This window comes from Comamonas fluminis, assembly GCF_019186805.1.
Taxonomy (GTDB): domain Bacteria; phylum Pseudomonadota; class Gammaproteobacteria; order Burkholderiales; family Burkholderiaceae_C; genus Comamonas; species Comamonas fluminis.
In genome coordinates, this window is sequence record NZ_CP066783.1 from 3,815,992 (window position 1) to 3,831,585 (window position 15,594).

Below are 15,594 nucleotides of genomic sequence, written 5' to 3' on the forward strand. Positions count from 1 at the left end.
TGCGGCGCAACAAATTTTTCTTCGCCTCTGCACGGCCTTTGCCACCGCAAATTTCAAGCCTTTTCTGCCTCTGGCCATTGATAAAAAGGCGCTGCCAGCTATCAAATCAGAAGCAAGTTTTTAGCGGCGCATCAAAAAAGCCATGTTTGCGCTGGGCAGACATGGCTTCAATTCGAGAACGCAAAAACGGGCTCAGCCGCGCGGCTCGTCCGGCAGGCGTTCGCGGTTCAGGGTGCGCAGCACACGGCCATCGTTGCCGAAGGTGACGGTGAACTGCATGTCACGCGTGGGGGGGTCGATGTAGTTCCAGTCCCAATCCGTTTCCTGCTTGAGCTTGTACGTCATCATCTTGGCGGGCTTGCCCAGCATGCGGCGCACTTCGTTTTCGTCCATGCCCGGCACGATCTTGGCAAACACATGGGGGGCCAGCACCTGGCGCAAGGCGCTCATCTTGCCGTCGGTGCCGATGGTAATCATGTAGTTCTTGGCACCAGCAGGCTGGCGGTTGTACTCCAGCGTGTGGGAGCCATCGGCTTCCTGCCAGATGCGCTCAGGCTCGCCAAACTTGGCGCGCACATCAAATTCTGTGGAAAGACCTTCTTCCAGTTCCTTGATCTTTTGCTCGTCGCAGCCCACCAGCGCCAGGGCACCAATGGCTGCAGCCGCCAGAGCGGTTGTCACACGGGAAAAAATATTCATGGGCTTGCGTTATCGAAGTTCCAGACAGTGCCGCGATTCTGACAGCTTGCACCCGCCTTGCATCCATACGGGGCGGCGAATATGCAAACGCTTGTCAAAACCTGCAAAAACACCCTTTGCACCACAGACCCCAAACCGCTTTGAATAGCCCGCACCGGGCTACATGCCCATCACGGGCTAAAATCCATTGTTCTGAGAGGTTTTACACATATGTCTTTCTTCCGCCGCCCCGACTATCGTTCCGACACCACCAACTTCATCAACGACCTGAAGAAGCAAAAGCCCGAGCTGGAAAAGCAACAGTTTGCCGGTCGCGGCCTGCTGTGGGACAAGGACGTGAACCATGAAGTCTGGGAAGACCTGCGCGCTGGCCGTGTGGATCAGAAGCCCTACGTGTACCAGACCAACCACTCCTGAATCTTTTTGATGAAATCAGCCTCCAGCGCTTATCTATCAAGCGTTCCTAGCTCTGCATTGCATAGCAAACCATGAGCGAGGCTGATAGCAGCACCCATTTGCCGGGCCAGCACCCGGACGCCCCTGAAAGCTCACCCGCAGTGATCGATCAGGTGGCTTTGGCGCGTCTGTATGGCGAGCCGCTGTTTGCGCTGCCGCAGGATCTGTACATCCCGCCCGATGCGCTGGAAGTCTTTCTCGAAGCCTTTGAAGGCCCGCTGGACTTGCTGCTGTATCTGATTCGCAAGCAGAACTTCAACATCCTCGACATTCCCATGCTGGACGTCACACGCCAGTACATGACCTATGTGGACGAGGTGCGCAGCCGCAATCTGGAGCTGGCTGCCGAATATCTGCTGATGGCCGCCATGCTCATCGAGATCAAATCTCGCATGCTGCTGCCGCCCAAGAAGCAGGAAGACGGCGAGGAAGCCGAAGACCCGCGTGCCGAGCTGGTGCGCCGCCTGCTGGAATACGAGCAGATGAAGATGGCCGCCCAGCAGCTGGGCCAGTTGCCCACCTACGGCCGCGATTTTCTCAAGGCCACGGTCTATATCGAGCAAAGCCTGCAGCCACGCTTTCCCGATGTGGAAATCGGCGAGCTGCAAGCGGCCTGGCGCGATATTCTGAAGCGCGCCAAGCTGGTGCAAAGCCACAAGATCACACGCGAAGAGCTGTCGGTGCGCGAATACATGAGCCAGATCCTCAAGCAGCTGCAGGGCCAGCGCTTTGTGGAATTCGAGCGCATCTTCAACCCCGAAAAAGGCTCGACAGTGCTGGTGGTGACCTTTATCGCCATGCTGGAACTGGCCAAGGAAACACTGATCGAAATCACCCAGGCCGAAGCCTATGCGCCTATTTATGTGCGCCTGGCCTATACCCCTGTTTGAGCACGGCCCTCTGAGCGGCTGCGCCGCCTCCTCCCAGAGAGGACGACAGCATCGCTGCGCGGCGGAAGCCGCCCAGGTCTTGCTTGCTGCCTCTGGCCTGGGGCGTGCAAATTTTGGATCCCACAATGACATACAGCGTCAAAGAAATTTTCTACACCCTGCAGGGCGAAGGCGGCCAGGCCGGCACGCCTGCCGTGTTCTGCCGCTTTGCGGGCTGCAATCTGTGGACGGGGCGTGAGCAGGACCGGCCCAATGCCATCTGCCAGTTCTGCGATACCGATTTTGTGGGCACCGATGGCACGCTGGGCGGCAAATTCACCACCGCCGATGCGCTGGCCGAGCGCATTCTGAGCCAGTGGCCAGCCAGCGACAGCCAGCACCGCATGGTGGTGCTGACGGGCGGTGAGCCCCTGCTGCAGGTTGATAGCGCACTGATTGATGCCCTGCATGCACGCGGCTTTCGCATCTCCGTCGAAAGCAACGGCACAGTGGCCGCGCCAGAAGGCATCGACTGGCTGTGCATCAGCCCCAAGGCCGGTGCCGACTGGATTCAGCGCAGCGGCCAGGAAATCAAGCTGGTCTGGCCCCAGCCCGGCTTTGACCTGGCTGCCATCGAGGCCAGCACCCACTTTGCCAACTATTTTCTGCAGCCCATGGACAATGTCCGGCAAGCCAGCAATATTGCCGCCTGCATTGAGCAATGCATGCAGCGACCCCGCTGGCGCCTGAGCCTGCAGACCCATAAGCTCACTGGAATTAGATGACCCCCCTGAGTCGCTTCGCGCCTTCCCCCCAGAGGGACGACGGCCTTTGCTGCGGGGCGGCCCTTGCTGGCCGCCCGCCATGGGGTCCGTTCCCAGCTCAAAGGCCGAAGGTAATGCTCAGCGTCACCGATCACTGATATGCAGTTCACCGTTCACCAGCGTTTTTTCTTCGATGCCGCCCACACGCTGGAGCGCGCTATCGAAACCGAGAGCAGCCGCCGCATTCACGGCCACACCTACTACGCCGAAGTCAGCGTGACTGGCCCGCGCAATCCGGACAATGGCATGGTCATCGACCTTGGCCAGTTGCGTGCACGGCTGGAGCAACTACGCGAGCAGCTCGACCATCACTTTCTGGATGAGGTTCCAGGCCTGGGCAAGCCCACGCTGGAAAACCTGTGTCTCTTCATCGCCCAGGCGCTGAACGATCTCCAACCACCGCCGAGCCGCGTGCGTGTCTGGCGTGACAGCATTGGCGATGGCTGCGTGCTGGATCTGGCCTGAGCAAACTCCACGAAAAAGCCCCGCATTCGCGGGGCTGCTGGCTTGCAAGGGCTCAAAGGCTTCCCCACCCGAAGGCCTGACCTTGCAAATCGCGTTGATGTGAAAGCCGTGGGCTTTCACATCCATACCACTTAGAAGTTGTGGCGCATGCCGATTTCATAGCCGGTCATGCTCTTGCCCGCGTTGGGGGTAGGAGCCAGCGACGAGCCCAGCTTGCGCTTGGCGTTGTCGTCGTTGCTCATGCGAGCCACGGCAGCGTACAGTTCCGTGCGCTTGGACAGCTTGTAGCCATAGCCCAGCGCCAGACGCTGAGAGTCGGCGTTGTTGCTCTTCTTGTCCTTGTACCAGGTGTAGGCAGCGCGCAGCTCACCGGCGCCCAGCGGCACCTTCACGCCCACGCTGTACAGGTCCACGCGCTTGTTGTTGCCACGGTCAGAGGCCAGCAGCACCATGGGTGTGACCACGCCAAAGTTGTAGGAAGCGCCCAGGTTCATGGTCTTGTAATCCACACCTGCAGCGGCCGTGCCACCGCGTGCCACGCCATAAGCACCGGCCACATTCAGAGGACCGTTGGCATAGCCTAGGCGCAGGCCGGTAGAGCTTTGCAGGCTGCTGTCACCCGACTGCTCACCAAAGCTGTGGCTGATCTGGCCATAAACGCCGCCCATCTTGGGCAGCAGATAGCTGACCATATTGGAGTTGCGCTTGGGGTTGGAGCCTTCGGACGTTCCAGTGGCCGAGCTGCTGATCAGGTTGTGGCCGTTGATAGCGCCCATGCCGGTATCGCCAAACGCATGGAAGGTTTCCAGGTTCTGGTAGGCAGGCGTCTTGTCGCGGCCCAGGCGCACTTCACCGAAATTACCCAACAGGCTGACGGTGCTGCGGCGGTCGAACTTGAAGCCGGAAGCCGTGCCGTCGTCCACGCCGACGCTGCCTTCCAGCCAGAAGCCTGCCTTCAGGCCACCGCCCAGATCTTCCTCACCGCGAAAGCCCAGACGGCTGCTGGAATTGCCGCCGTTGGCCATGCCAGTCACGCTATTGCCCGAGCTGGAAATATGGGCCACAGAAGCATCAACTACACCAAACAGGGTAACGCTGGAGCTTTGTGCGGAGGCCGCTGCCGCAAAAGTCATGGCGGCCAGGGCGATCAATGTGTGTTTCATGTGTTCAATCGGAAATATCAAAATAGAAGGCCTTGATCAAGATCGACCGGCTCAGGCTGGTCGCCCTCCCTCTTCGGGAGCGCTGCCAAAGCCTGCTGCTGGTCAGCGCCCATCAATCAAGGACTGGGTCGATTACACAAACCGTCGATGACAGACCCATGAAAACCCGCATATTTGCAACAAAACAACAAATTGAGTTTCCGATTGTTCGCTTCGCCTATCCGGACTACGCAATCCGCAGGTTTTGCCACGTTGTGTATGGGCATCCACTGGGACAGCGGCCTCATCCCATTTAGACTTGAGCGCTTTGGCCCGAGAGCCTGCTCAGCCGAACAGGCCGGGACAAACACTGTTATCCATCCCCAGAACGAAGAGACACCACATGTTCCGCACCCTGCTGAAGTCCAAGATTCACCGCGTCAAGACCACCCAGTGCGAGCTGCACTACGAAGGCTCCTGCGCCATTGATGAAGACCTGCTGGACGCTGCCAATATTGCCGAAAACGAACAAGTCCATATCTGGAATATCGACAACGGCGAACGCTTTGTGACCTACGCTATCAAGGGCGAGCGTGGCAGCGGCATGATTTCCGTCAACGGCTCGGCCGCACGTCGCGCCAGCGTGGGCGATCTGCTCATCATTGCGGCTTTTGCCCAGGTTCACGAGAAAGACGTGGCCGAGCACCAGCCTCAGCTGGTTTTCGTCAACGAAAAGAACCAGCAAGTCGAGCTGCGCCACAAAGTGCCTACCCAGATGCTGTAAAACACCGCATCTGCTTTTAGCGAAAGAGCGTCATGCCTCATCTGCACATTGAATACACCGACAACCTGACCGGCCTGAACGAGCGCGAACTGATGCGCGAAATCAACGCCGTGGTCTGCGCCCACCCCACCGTGACCGACGAAGCCGATGTGAAATCGCGCATTGCGCGCCTGAGCATGGACAAGGTCTACATCGGCAACCAGCCCGATAACCATGGCTTTGCGCACGTGCATCTGCAACTGATGGCCGGACGCAGCACAGAAGCCAAAAAGCAGATGTCCGACGGCATCGCCGAAGTGCTGCGCCGCCTCGTGCCCCAGCCTGCCGGTCTGGATGTGCAGCTGAGCGTGGACGTGGCTGACATGGACAAGGCCACTTACTTCAAGGGCCGCCTGTAAGCGCATTCAGCCTTCACCGCCAACATGCCCGCTGCGCCCTCGGCCTGCGGGCATGTTTGTTTCAGGCGCTGCAGCGCCGCCCCATGGGCTAAAGTGCGGCGGCTATGACTGCGCCATCCCCAAACAACTCCAACAGCCCATCCACCCACTGGTTGCTGGCCCTGAGCCTGATTCTCATTGCCTGCAATCTGCGCCCCGTGTTTGGCAGCCTCTCCGTGGTGCTGCCCGAAATCATGCGAGACACCGGCCTGTCTTCCACCGGCGCCAGCATGCTGACCACGCTGCCCATTCTGTGCCTGGGCCTTTTTTCACTACCCACGCCCGCTTTGGCACGCCGCTTTGGGGCGGAACGCGTGCTGCTGATTGCTCTTATTTTGATAGCTTCAGGCACATTGCTGCGCGCCACTGGCAGCATTTTTGCCTTGTTTTTATCCGCGGTGCTGGCCGGTGCAGGTATTGCCATGGGCAATGTGCTGCTGCCCAGTCTTATCAAGCGCAGCTTTGCGCTGAAAGTGGCGCTGATGATGGGCCTGTACACGCTGGCCGTCTGTGGCGGTGCGTCTGCAGCGGCGGCCTTTACCGTGCCCATGCAGCTGCACTGGTTTGAGGGTGCCTGGCCCTATGCGCTGGCCGTGTGGGCGGCTCTGGGCGTACTGGCCATTCTGATCTGGGCACCGCAGGCTGCACATGCCAAACCGGTTGCCACCGATGCAGCCGCCCATGCTGGCACGCTGAAGCGCTCAGCACTGGCCTGGCAGGTCACCTTTTTCATGGGGCTGCAGTCTGCGCTGGCCTATATCGTCATGGGCTGGCTGGCCCCCATCCTGCGCGAGCGCGGTATCGACAGTGCCGAGGCGGGCTACCTGGTGGCCACATCCATCCTCATGCAGCTGGCCGCCAGCCTACTGACCCCGCCACTGGCCGCACGCCTGAAAGACCAGCGTGGCTTTACGCTGGCGCTCTCCGTCATGATTCTGGCCGCATTTCTGGGCTTGCTCTGGGGGCCGCTGGGCCTGCCCATGTGGGGCTGGGCCGTCCTTCTGGGTCTGGGCCAGGGCGGTGCATTTGCTCTGGCGCTGAGCCTGATCGTCATGCGCAGCGGCAGCGCGCAAGTCACCGCCCAGCTATCCGCCATGGCCCAAGGCTGGGGCTATGTGCTGGCCGCCTGGGGCCCGCTGCTGGTGGGCCTGCTGCACAGCCTGACGGGCAGCTACATGCCCACGGCCACACTGGTCATTGTGCTGAGCGCCGCGATGGCACTGGCCGGCTGGGGCGCCGGGCGCAATCTGCTGGTGCAGGTTGGCAAAGCTTGATTTCAAGAGAAATAGGCCTTCAGCCATTGATGAATAAGCGCAGCAAGCTATCAATTCATGAGTGATATTTCACAGAGCCCCACCCGCGCCCGCTGCCCCCATTGCCTGCGGGCGCTGCGCAGCTGCATCTGCGCGCTGGTGCAGCCAGTTCCGCACCAGGTGCAACTGCTCATCCTCATGCACCCGGACGAAGTGCATGAAGCCAAGGGCACAGGGCATTTGCTGCACCTGTGCCTGGCGCACAGCCAGACTCTGGTGGGCGAACAGCTGGACGAAGCCGCACTTCAGCAAGCCCTGCATGGCCCATGGCCCGGCGATACCAACACGAATACCGCAGCCGCCCCACGCCACACCCTGCTGCTCTACCCAGAGACCACTGCACAAGACGCCGCCCTGGGCCTGCAGGAGGCCGCCCCACTACCCCAGCCTTGGCCCTGCCCGCCGCAGCGGCTGAGACTGGTGGTGCTGGACGGCACCTGGCGCAAAAGCCGCAAGATGCTGTACTGCAACCCGGCGCTGCAAACCTTGCCCCGACTGGCTTTGCAGAATGTGCCGCCCTCGCAATACGCCATTCGCAAAGCGCATCTGCCGGGCCAGCTTTCGACCTTTGAGGCGACGGTTCTGGCACTGGCCCAGCTTGAACAATGGCCAGCAGACAGCCCGCAGCCACAATCGCTGCAGCAGGTGTTCGAGCGCTTTGTGGCCATGCAGATTCAGATGCGGCAGCAGCACTTTCCACGCTGAAATGAAAAGACCTGCCAGTTACCCGGCAGGTCCATGCAATTCGGTAGCGATGGCGTTGCGTCAGCGCGCTTAGCGGTTGTTGGCCATCAACTCCTGCACTTCGGCGGGCTTGGTTCCGTCCTGCGGCACCAGGGTCGGGCCCTTGTCACGCTTGCGTTCTGTGCGGGGGGCTTCGTCGCTGCCCAGGTTGTCGCGGGTGTTTTTCTGCACGGCAATGGCACCAAAGAGAGCCAGCGCAAAAGCCATGGCATAGAAGCCTTTTTCGCTCAGCTGCAGCGTGGCGTTGAACAGGCCCACACCCAGCAGACCCACTGCAATCAGCAGCGCCACCCAGCTGATGCCGTAGTAGATGGCGGTGACTGGAATGCCTTCCAGACGGTCGCGCACCGATTTCTGCAGCGAGATGGCGGCGTACAGGCCCAGCACCAGCACCGCAAAGTAGTAGCCCTTTTCGTTGAGCTGCATTCCCGCATTCCACAACCCCGCCATGAAGGCCACCACGCCCAGCAGCAAGGCGGCCCAGGAAGCACCGACGAAGGCAGCGGAAGGCTTGTTGCTTGAAACGGCTTGGTTGTTCATGTCTCGCTCCAGAAGTTTTGGTGAAGCGATAGTAGAAAACCTCTATCAAAATGTCACGTTTATTTCCTGTTCAGTATTGAAAAGTGATACTGACAGAGGCCTTGGTTCAGGCTGCAAAGGCGTAGCGCACCAGCGCAAAGCACAGAGCGAACAGATAACCATAGAAAAAGTGATTGATGCGCAGCAGCGGCTCCCCTTTGCGGGCACGCCATGCGCCCATGGCCACCATCAGCCCACCCACGGCAACAGGCGTCAGCACCAGATTGACCAGCCGTAGCGGGCCGTCTGGCGTCAGGTGATGGCCTATCAGCAGCAGGCTCAGGCCACCAAAGACCGCGCCAAAGATGGCGTAACCCAGCGATGCCAGCCAGGGGTTCGGGGGCTTGCGAAACGGCTCGACCACAGAGTGCAGCCCCAGCTCGACCACCGCCTCGCCAATGCCCTGCAGCAGAAATTCACCCAGAAGTTGAAGCAGCAATTCCAGCAAGAGCGTCAGTCCTCGGAGTCGCCGTCGTCCTCATCCATGGCAGCATTCAACGCCTCCTGCACATGGGGCGGCATGCCTTCCTCCCAGCCCTGCTCGTCCACATAGCTGTAGATATCAGGTTGCGCGCCTTCAACAGCGGCCAGCAGGGCTGCAGGAATTTGCCACTTGGCTTCGCTGCCCTTTACCGCTTCGCTGGTCCAGTCATAGCCAGGGTGCTTTTCATTGCCGGTGGGCGAGGCGAGATCGTTGGCAGGGTCCCAGCCAATGGTGGCTGGCGCCAGCTTGCCTTCTTCAAAGCGTTTGGCCAGCGCATGCACGCGTGACCAGCCTTTACGGTTGACGCTGGGCACCTTCTCTTCCGATGCGTAGTGCTGGTAGTAGCCCGGCTGCAGATACCAGTACAGCGCCTTGGCCACGGCAGGCTCCAGCCTGGGCTGCTTGATGATCCAGTCGGTCAGCGCGCTGCCGTTGTCGTAGTTCATGGTGGTCACCACGGCCAGCCACTGGGTCGGCGTTGCCGTGGAGAGGAACTCCGTCATGAGATCCACATAAAGCGCGTCAAAGTTTTCGTCATCCATGCTCGCTTCTCCTTGGCTTGAGAGTGTCAGCGTACCAGCTGTGCGTCCAGCCAACCGCGCAGGCTGTTGATGAAGGCCCAGCCGGTCACACGCTCAATATCGTCCACATGGACCCGCTGCTCTGTCAACTCTGATCTGGACAGGGCCAGCGCCCTTCCCACACCGGGCAACAGCCCGCACGACAGCGGCGGCGTGACCCAGCGACCATCGAGCTGCATGGCGATATTGCCACGCGTGCATTCGGTAATTTCACCGCTTTCGTTGTACAGCACCATGTCAAACACGGCATCGCTGCGAGGGCGGAAAACATCGTATTGCGCACGCACCGAAGTTTTGAAGCGCACCGCATCGCTTTGCGCCACCGCATTGGCAAGCGGCTGGCGTGCCAGCTGCAGCTGCACCGGCTGCGGCGTGGGCAGCAAAGGCTCTGCCGTGATGATGACAGCGCCACTGACCTGCAGGGCCAGGCGCACCCGCCAGTCGCCGCGCGCATGGCTTTGCGCCAGCCGCCCCATGTCGCTTTCCAGCTGCATCTGCATGAGCGGATAGCGAAAGTGCTGCGCCGTGATCTGCAATCTGGCCCAATGCAGCGGCCAGTTCTGCCAATGCCCGTTTTTCAGCGCCAGCGTTTCCAGAATTTCAAAGTTTGTATTCATACCCATTCACCTCGGTGACAGCGACTTTGCAAAAACCTGCTTGTGCTGCCACTCCTCCCATTCCCCATCCGCCTGAGCACTGGCCGTGATGCCACTGCCAATGCCGCAGCGCAGTTGCCCATCGTGCTGCACCACCGTGCGTATGGGCACATTGAATGTAGCGTGAATGCGCCCCGGCACAAGCCCCGGGCGAACCACGCCCAGCGCGCCGCAGTACACACCGCGTGGCCCGGGTTCCAGCGCATGAATCAGGCGCATGGCCTGGCGCTTGGGCGCGCCAGTGATGGAGCCACAGGGAAACAGGGCCGAAAACACATCCACCAGCCGCAGCCCTGCTCGCGTTTGTGCCACCACATCCGATGTCATTTGCCAGACGGCGGGCAGCGCCTGCAGCTGAAACAGCTGCGGCACCTTCACGCTGTGCGGCACGGCGATGCGTGAGAGGTCGTTGCGCAGCAGATCGACAATCATCACGTTCTCGGCTCGCTCTTTGGCAGAGCTGCGCAGGGTTTGAGCCGCTTGCGCATCAGCCTCTGGCGTCGCCCCTCGCGCTGCCGTGCCCTTCATGGGACGGGTCAGAATCTGTGAGCCATCCCAGTCAAAAAACAGCTCGGGCGAGACTGACATGACCTGCATGTCTGCGCTGTCGATCAGTGCGGCATAGCCGCCGGGCTGGGCGCTCTGCAGTCTGGCAAACCAGGCCTGAGCGCTTTCGCTGCCCGCGCCATTCGCAGCCGCCTGCAATGCAGTGGTGTAGTTGATCTGATAGCAGTCGCCAGCCGCTATGGCCTCATGAATGCGCGCCACACTGGTGTTGAATTGCTCACGCGTCAGCGGGCTTTGCCAGTGCACATCGCGCGGGGTGGACGGGTTTTCAGATGCGCAAGCCGCCAATGCCTGTGGCGGCTGATGGGCACCAAACCACGCCAGCGGCTGGCCGGGCTGCGCCGCATGCACCGCGCCGGCGTATGCGGGGTCGAACGCTGTTGCCGCCTCATATGCCAGCCAGCCCACGCACCACAGGCCTTGCTCGGCGGCCTGCTGCACGGCATTGAGCAGCGCAGGAACCTCGGCAGCGCTGTGCGCAGCCCAATGCTGCAGCGGCTGGCCAAATTCATGGCGCAAACGTGCAGATTCTGGCTGGTGCGGGTTGGAAAAATCGAGAATAGTTTTCAAGTCAAATAGCCTGCGAGCGCAGATTGGATATGCGCTAGATGCTATCAAACTTGCGTGATTTTGAATCGCCCACAAAAAAGCGCGCTGCGGGTTGCCCCATAGCGCGCATTCCACCAGTGGGCTGCCTCTGCCGGGCAGCTAAGAGAGAGAAGCTGTTTACTTCGCAGCCATACGGGCCGCAGCAGCGCCGTCGTACTTGGCCACGGCAGCCGCGTAAGCAGGGCTGGCCAGCAGGCGCTGGTATTCGGAATAGGCCTTGCGGTATTCGGCGGTTTGCTCGGCCTCCACGTAACCCGTGGGCGATGGCAGGTTGCCCAGACCGGAGCGCTGGAACATTTCCAGATCCGCCAGCACTTCGGCGCGGCTCTTGCTTGCGCCAACAGGGGCTTGGGGAAGGTCTTGGGCCATGGCAGCAGCAGCGCTGGCAGTCAAAACAACGGCGGCAAACAGGCGGGTAGCGGAGCGCATTTTCAGTCCTTTCAGTCGTGAGGCCCCTGCCTCACATCGGTATGGCTGAACTATGCGCCTGCAGGTCTGGGCAGGTCTGTGCGTTTTCTCACGCAAAAATGCATTTCACGATATGAAAATAAAACTTGGGATTTAACGTGCCTCTTCCAGCAGCACGCGCAACCCATCCACATGGCAGATGCGCAGATTGCGCCCTTCGCGCTGCAGCAGGCCCAGCCGTGTCAGGCGCGACATCTCTCTGGCCACCTCTTCGCGGCTGGTGCCCAGCATCAGGGCCAGATCGTTCTGGCGCGGCGCTGGGGACAGCAGGGCCTGGTCCTCGACCACACCGATGCGCTCGGCCTGCTCCAGCAACTGGGCATGCAAGCGCCCCCGCACCGACAGCGTGCCCATGTTCACCACACGCCGCGCCAGCATGGAGGACAGCTCCACCAGATGCTCAATCACCGCCCGGACGATCTGAATGTCACTGACAACAAGCGCTTCCAGCTCTTCTTTTGATAGCGATGCCACCAGGCTTGGCTCCTGCGCCTGCACCACCACATTGAGATGGCTGACCGCGCCCTCCTGGGCCATGGGGCCGAAAAAGCGCCCTGCGGCAATCATGCCCAGAATCAGCTCCCGCCCATTGGCCCCGTAGCTGCTGACGCTGAGCGTGCCGCTGCTGAGCATGTACAGCCGCTGGTCGCAATACGGCCCATGCAGCACCTGCCCGCTCTCCAGCCGGTGCCAGTGGCAACGCGCCGCCAGATCGGCCAGTTTTTCATCCGACAGCGAATCCAGCAGCTTCACATTGCGCAGGCCCTGCCAGGCCACGGCAGGCGCAGCAGGCAGTTCGGCGGCAACAGGCATGGCAACAGTGGTCATGGCAATCAGCAGTCAGGTCAACAATGACAATGCGGCAATCACTGGTCAGCATAGTGCCAGCCAGCGCGCAAAAGATGGTCTGTTTGCAGTTGTTGTGCAGCTGCAGCATCGCATAGACTCGCGAACAATTTGTTCAAAGCCTTGAAGGCTGCACGGCAAAGCACACAAGAAATCACATTCAGGAGACAGCACATGACCGCCACCGGAACCCCTTACGGCACCATTCCCCCCTCGTCGCCCCAGCCCCAGCGCCGCCCCATCAGCCTGCCGCGTCTGGCCCAGATGCGCGCTGCCGGTGAAAAAATCACCATGCTGACCGCCTACGACGCCACCTTTGCCGCCGTGGCCGATGCGGCGGGTGTGGAGTGCATTCTGGTGGGCGACTCTCTGGGCATGGTCTGCCAGGGCCTGCACAGCACCGTGGGCGTCACGCTGGCCGATATGGTCTATCACACGGCCAGCGTGACACGCGGCCTGCACCGCGCGCAGGCCACGGCCTGGGTGATTGCCGACATGCCCTTTGGCAGCTATGCCGAAAGCCCCGAACAAGCCATGCGCAATGCCTGCGAGCTGATGCAGGCCGGCGCGCACATGGTCAAGCTCGAAGGCGGCGGCTGGACGGCGCCCACCGTGCGCTTTCTGGTGGACCGGGGCGTGCCCGTCTGCGCCCACCTGGGCCTGACGCCGCAGACCGTTCACGCCCTGGGCGGTTACCGCGTGCAAGGCAAGGACGAGCAAGCCGCCGCCACCCTGCGCCAGCATGCGCTGGAGCTGCAGGATGCCGGTGCCAGCATGCTGGTGCTGGAGATGGTGCCCGCTGCCCTGTCTGCCCAGCTGACCGAAGAATTGAAAGACTGCCACACCATCGGCATTGGCGCGGGCAACGGCACGGCAGGCCAGGTTCTGGTACTGCACGACATGCTGGGCGTGAACCTGGGCAAGATGGCCAAATTCGTTCACAACTTCATGGCCGACGCAGGCAGCGTCAAGGGCGCCATGGAGGCCTATGTGCAAGCTGTCAAAAAGGGCAGCTTCCCCGATAACGCACTGCACGCCTGGTAAAAGGGCGGCAGCTCAGAACCCTCGAAAGGACTTCCCTTTGAACACCCTCACCCATCCCTATTTCGGTCCTCTGTCCACCACCGCGTTGCAGGACACGGATGTGATCTGGGAAGTCCCGCAGAACCTGAACGGTCAGTCCATCGAAACCTGGCTCTGGGCCGACCCGGCCACTTCGCTGGACGCCGCACTGCTGGATGACTTTGCCAGCACGCTGGGCCAGCTGACCCAGCTGGACCAGAACGCCCGCACGGCGCTGGTCAAGCATCTGCAGCAAGAACCTGACTTTATCGACCACCTGACCGAAGCCGCCAGCGAAGATGATGCCCAGGGCCTGCCCACTGTACAAACCCTGCTGAAGCAGGCAAAGGCCGCAGGCCAGGCTCAGATCACAGCTGCCGACTTTGTGGCCGCCATGCAGCTGCAAAACATCAGCCTCTGGTGCAGCCACGACGACGAGCCCGTGGTGCTTGACTACCGCCTTGATCCCGAAGGCAACGACCAGATTCTGGCCGTCAAGTGCGACGCACAGGGAAACATCACTGAAATTGCCTGGGAAAGCTGAAGACTTCAATCATGCGAATCGTTCACACCATCACCGATCTGCGCGCCGCACTGGCTGGCACGCAGCGCCCGGCCTTTGTGCCCACCATGGGCAATCTGCACGAAGGCCACCTCTCACTGGTGCGCCAGGCATGCGAGAAGTCCGATGTCACCGTGGCCAGCATCTTTGTGAACCGTCTGCAGTTTCTGCCACATGAAGATTTTGATAGCTACCCACGCACGTTTGAAGCCGACTGCGCCAAGTTGAACGCCGAAGGCTGCAGCATCGTTTTTGCCCCCAAAGAAAAAGACCTCTACCCCGAGCCACAGACCTTCAAAGTGCAGCCCGATGCAGCACTGGCCGATATTCTGGAAGGTGAATTCCGCCCCGGCTTCTTCACCGGCGTCTGCACCGTGGTCATGAAGCTGTTCCAGGCCGTGTTCGGCACCACCGGCGGCGGCACCGCCGTGTTCGGCCAGAAGGACTACCAGCAGCTGATGGTGATTCGCCGCATGGTGCAGCAGTTTGCGCTGCCCATCGACATCGTGGCGGCCAGCACCGCCCGAGCCGACAGTGGCCTGGCGCTGAGCTCGCGCAACGGCTACCTTAGCGACGAGCAGCGCGTGCAGGCCATGGCGCTGTCGCAAGCGCTCAAATCGCTGGCCGAAGCCGCACGCCAGGGCGGCGATCTGGCTCAGCTGGAAGCGCAGGCCATGGACGCCTTGCGCGCCAAGGGCTGGACACCCGACTACCTGACGGTGCGCCAGCGCAGCAATCTGCTGACACCAGCGGACGCCCGCAGTGGCGACTTGGTCGCTCTTGGCGCTGCGCGCCTGGGCGGCGCAGATGGCACGCGACTGATCGACAACCTGGAGTTTTAAACAAACACTCTGGCGTCTTGATACTTTCAGTGGTGCGCCGGATACCCAGGTTCGCGCACCGTGATCGTGGGCATCTTCGGCGGCAGGATGAAAGTGTCAATCATCACCACATCCTCCGTACCCAGGTTGGCCGCAGCCATCAGTGTGTGCGGAGGCATGTAATAACAGGTGCCTGCCGGCCATTTGGCTGGCGCGTGTCCTTCCATAAAGACGGTCACTTCGCCAGTCAGGGCGCAGGTCGTGCCGCCATGCTCATGAATGTGGATGGCAGCTCTTGTTCCGGCCTTGCGAATGCCTCGCTCAATCACGATACGCATGCCATCAGCACCAATGGTGTCCAGCATGGTGGACTCATCCACCATTCGCGCCATTTTCCCCGGTAACGTTGCCCCGTTCAGCATGTTGATGTCCAGCGCCCGAGACGGCGTGACCGATGACGTCGCGCACCCGGTCAGCATGGCGGCGAAGACGGTCAAAGCCACTGCACCACACCAACGCCCTGAATTCATTTTGCGCATCCCCAGAACTCCTGTTTGATCACATTGAGCACGCTCTGAATCATCAATTTCTGGCACTCAAGAGCGGCTTTTCACTCAGGAACTATA

21 protein-coding genes are annotated in these 15,594 nt (G+C 60.9%); 11 read left to right on the top strand and 10 right to left on the bottom strand.

Annotated features, from left to right (window positions below; all coding sequences use genetic code 11):
* Positions 1–192 precede the first annotated feature (192 nt).
* Positions 193–699: an outer membrane protein assembly factor BamE gene (locus JDW18_RS17585; protein WP_218240770.1), complete on the bottom strand. Its 507-nt coding sequence runs from the start codon at positions 697–699 to the stop codon at positions 193–195.
* A 210-nt stretch (positions 700–909) separates the two neighbouring features.
* Here JDW18_RS17585 and JDW18_RS17590 point away from each other — a divergent pair, with 210 nt between their 5' ends.
* The 4 genes from JDW18_RS17590 to JDW18_RS17605 all read left to right on the top strand — a co-directional run bounded on the left by JDW18_RS17590 (position 910) and on the right by JDW18_RS17605 (position 3,313).
* Positions 910–1,116, top strand: a complete 207-nt coding sequence (locus JDW18_RS17590) for a DUF3460 family protein (RefSeq protein ID WP_218240772.1) — start codon at positions 910–912, stop codon at positions 1,114–1,116.
* Between the two features lie 71 nt (positions 1,117–1,187).
* Positions 1,188–2,045 (top strand): segregation and condensation protein A, encoded by an 858-nt coding sequence (locus tag JDW18_RS17595; RefSeq protein WP_218240774.1) that lies wholly within the window; start codon positions 1,188–1,190, stop codon positions 2,043–2,045.
* A gap of 125 nt (positions 2,046–2,170) precedes the next feature.
* A complete protein-coding gene (gene queE / locus JDW18_RS17600; RefSeq protein WP_218240776.1) occupies positions 2,171–2,809 on the top strand; it encodes a 7-carboxy-7-deazaguanine synthase in 639 nt (212 codons plus the stop codon).
* A gap of 138 nt (positions 2,810–2,947) precedes the next feature.
* Positions 2,948–3,313: a 6-pyruvoyl trahydropterin synthase family protein gene (locus tag JDW18_RS17605; RefSeq protein ID WP_218240778.1), complete on the top strand. Its 366-nt coding sequence runs from the start codon at positions 2,948–2,950 to the stop codon at positions 3,311–3,313.
* A 131-nt stretch (positions 3,314–3,444) separates the two neighbouring features.
* Here JDW18_RS17605 and JDW18_RS17610 read toward each other — a convergent pair whose 3' ends face one another.
* Complete coding sequence (locus JDW18_RS17610) at positions 3,445–4,476, bottom strand: porin (RefSeq protein ID WP_218240780.1); 1,032 nt, start codon at positions 4,474–4,476, stop codon at positions 3,445–3,447.
* Positions 4,477–4,858: 382 nt separating this feature from the next.
* Here JDW18_RS17610 and panD point away from each other — a divergent pair, with 382 nt between their 5' ends.
* The 4 genes from panD (at position 4,859) to JDW18_RS17630 (ending at position 7,694) form a co-directional block, all read left to right on the top strand.
* Positions 4,859–5,239: an aspartate 1-decarboxylase gene (panD, locus tag JDW18_RS17615; RefSeq protein ID WP_218240782.1), complete on the top strand. Its 381-nt coding sequence runs from the start codon at positions 4,859–4,861 to the stop codon at positions 5,237–5,239.
* Between the two features lie 32 nt (positions 5,240–5,271).
* Entirely contained in the window at positions 5,272–5,637 is a 366-nt protein-coding gene (locus JDW18_RS17620; RefSeq protein ID WP_218240784.1) for a 5-carboxymethyl-2-hydroxymuconate Delta-isomerase, read from the top strand.
* Between the two features lie 104 nt (positions 5,638–5,741).
* Positions 5,742–6,950, top strand: coding sequence for a CynX/NimT family MFS transporter (locus JDW18_RS17625; RefSeq protein ID WP_246610043.1), 1,209 nt, complete (start codon positions 5,742–5,744; stop codon positions 6,948–6,950).
* A 66-nt stretch (positions 6,951–7,016) separates the two neighbouring features.
* The gene (locus JDW18_RS17630) at positions 7,017–7,694 is read left to right on the top strand and encodes a tRNA-uridine aminocarboxypropyltransferase (protein ID WP_218243970.1); all 678 of its coding nucleotides are present in this window, start codon (positions 7,017–7,019) and stop codon (positions 7,692–7,694) included.
* A gap of 69 nt (positions 7,695–7,763) precedes the next feature.
* On the opposite strand, the gene yiaA is transcribed toward JDW18_RS17630, so the two are convergent.
* From yiaA to JDW18_RS17660, 7 genes are all read right to left on the bottom strand, one after another.
* Positions 7,764–8,273 carry an inner membrane protein YiaA gene (yiaA, locus tag JDW18_RS17635; protein WP_218240787.1) on the bottom strand — a complete coding sequence of 170 codons (510 nt, stop codon included), beginning with the start codon at positions 8,271–8,273 and terminating at the stop codon, positions 7,764–7,766.
* A gap of 106 nt (positions 8,274–8,379) precedes the next feature.
* Positions 8,380–8,760 (bottom strand): hypothetical protein, encoded by a 381-nt coding sequence (locus tag JDW18_RS17640; RefSeq protein WP_218240788.1) that lies wholly within the window; start codon positions 8,758–8,760, stop codon positions 8,380–8,382.
* Positions 8,761–8,765: 5 nt separating this feature from the next.
* Entirely contained in the window at positions 8,766–9,338 is a 573-nt protein-coding gene (locus tag JDW18_RS17645; RefSeq protein WP_218240790.1) for a DUF4274 domain-containing protein, read from the bottom strand.
* A gap of 26 nt (positions 9,339–9,364) precedes the next feature.
* Positions 9,365–9,994: an aminotransferase class IV gene (locus tag JDW18_RS22695; protein WP_246610045.1), complete on the bottom strand. Its 630-nt coding sequence runs from the start codon at positions 9,992–9,994 to the stop codon at positions 9,365–9,367.
* Positions 9,995–10,000: 6 nt separating this feature from the next.
* Positions 10,001–11,170: an aminodeoxychorismate synthase component I gene (pabB, locus tag JDW18_RS22700; RefSeq protein WP_246610047.1), complete on the bottom strand. Its 1,170-nt coding sequence runs from the start codon at positions 11,168–11,170 to the stop codon at positions 10,001–10,003.
* A 156-nt stretch (positions 11,171–11,326) separates the two neighbouring features.
* The gene (locus JDW18_RS17655) at positions 11,327–11,638 is read right to left on the bottom strand and encodes a DUF4148 domain-containing protein (protein WP_218240792.1); all 312 of its coding nucleotides are present in this window, start codon (positions 11,636–11,638) and stop codon (positions 11,327–11,329) included.
* Positions 11,639–11,770: 132 nt separating this feature from the next.
* On the bottom strand, positions 11,771–12,505 hold the full coding sequence (locus JDW18_RS17660; protein WP_246610049.1) for a Crp/Fnr family transcriptional regulator: 735 nt from the start codon (positions 12,503–12,505) through the stop codon (positions 11,771–11,773).
* A gap of 192 nt (positions 12,506–12,697) precedes the next feature.
* On the opposite strand from JDW18_RS17660, the gene panB reads away from it, so the two are divergent.
* From panB to panC, 3 genes are read left to right on the top strand one after another with little or no spacing between them, the layout of a single operon-like run.
* Positions 12,698–13,567 (top strand): 3-methyl-2-oxobutanoate hydroxymethyltransferase, encoded by an 870-nt coding sequence (gene panB, locus JDW18_RS17665; protein ID WP_218240794.1) that lies wholly within the window; start codon positions 12,698–12,700, stop codon positions 13,565–13,567.
* A gap of 37 nt (positions 13,568–13,604) precedes the next feature.
* The gene (locus JDW18_RS17670; protein WP_218240796.1) at positions 13,605–14,129 is read left to right on the top strand and encodes a DUF2004 domain-containing protein; all 525 of its coding nucleotides are present in this window, start codon (positions 13,605–13,607) and stop codon (positions 14,127–14,129) included.
* Between the two features lie 11 nt (positions 14,130–14,140).
* Entirely contained in the window at positions 14,141–14,989 is an 849-nt protein-coding gene (gene panC / locus JDW18_RS17675; RefSeq protein ID WP_218240799.1) for a pantoate--beta-alanine ligase, read from the top strand.
* Between the two features lie 26 nt (positions 14,990–15,015).
* Here the strand turns inward: panC and JDW18_RS17680 are convergent, their stop codons facing one another.
* Positions 15,016–15,507, bottom strand: a complete 492-nt coding sequence (locus JDW18_RS17680) for a cupin domain-containing protein (RefSeq protein WP_218240800.1) — start codon at positions 15,505–15,507, stop codon at positions 15,016–15,018.
* Between the last annotated feature and the right edge of the window lie 87 nt (positions 15,508–15,594).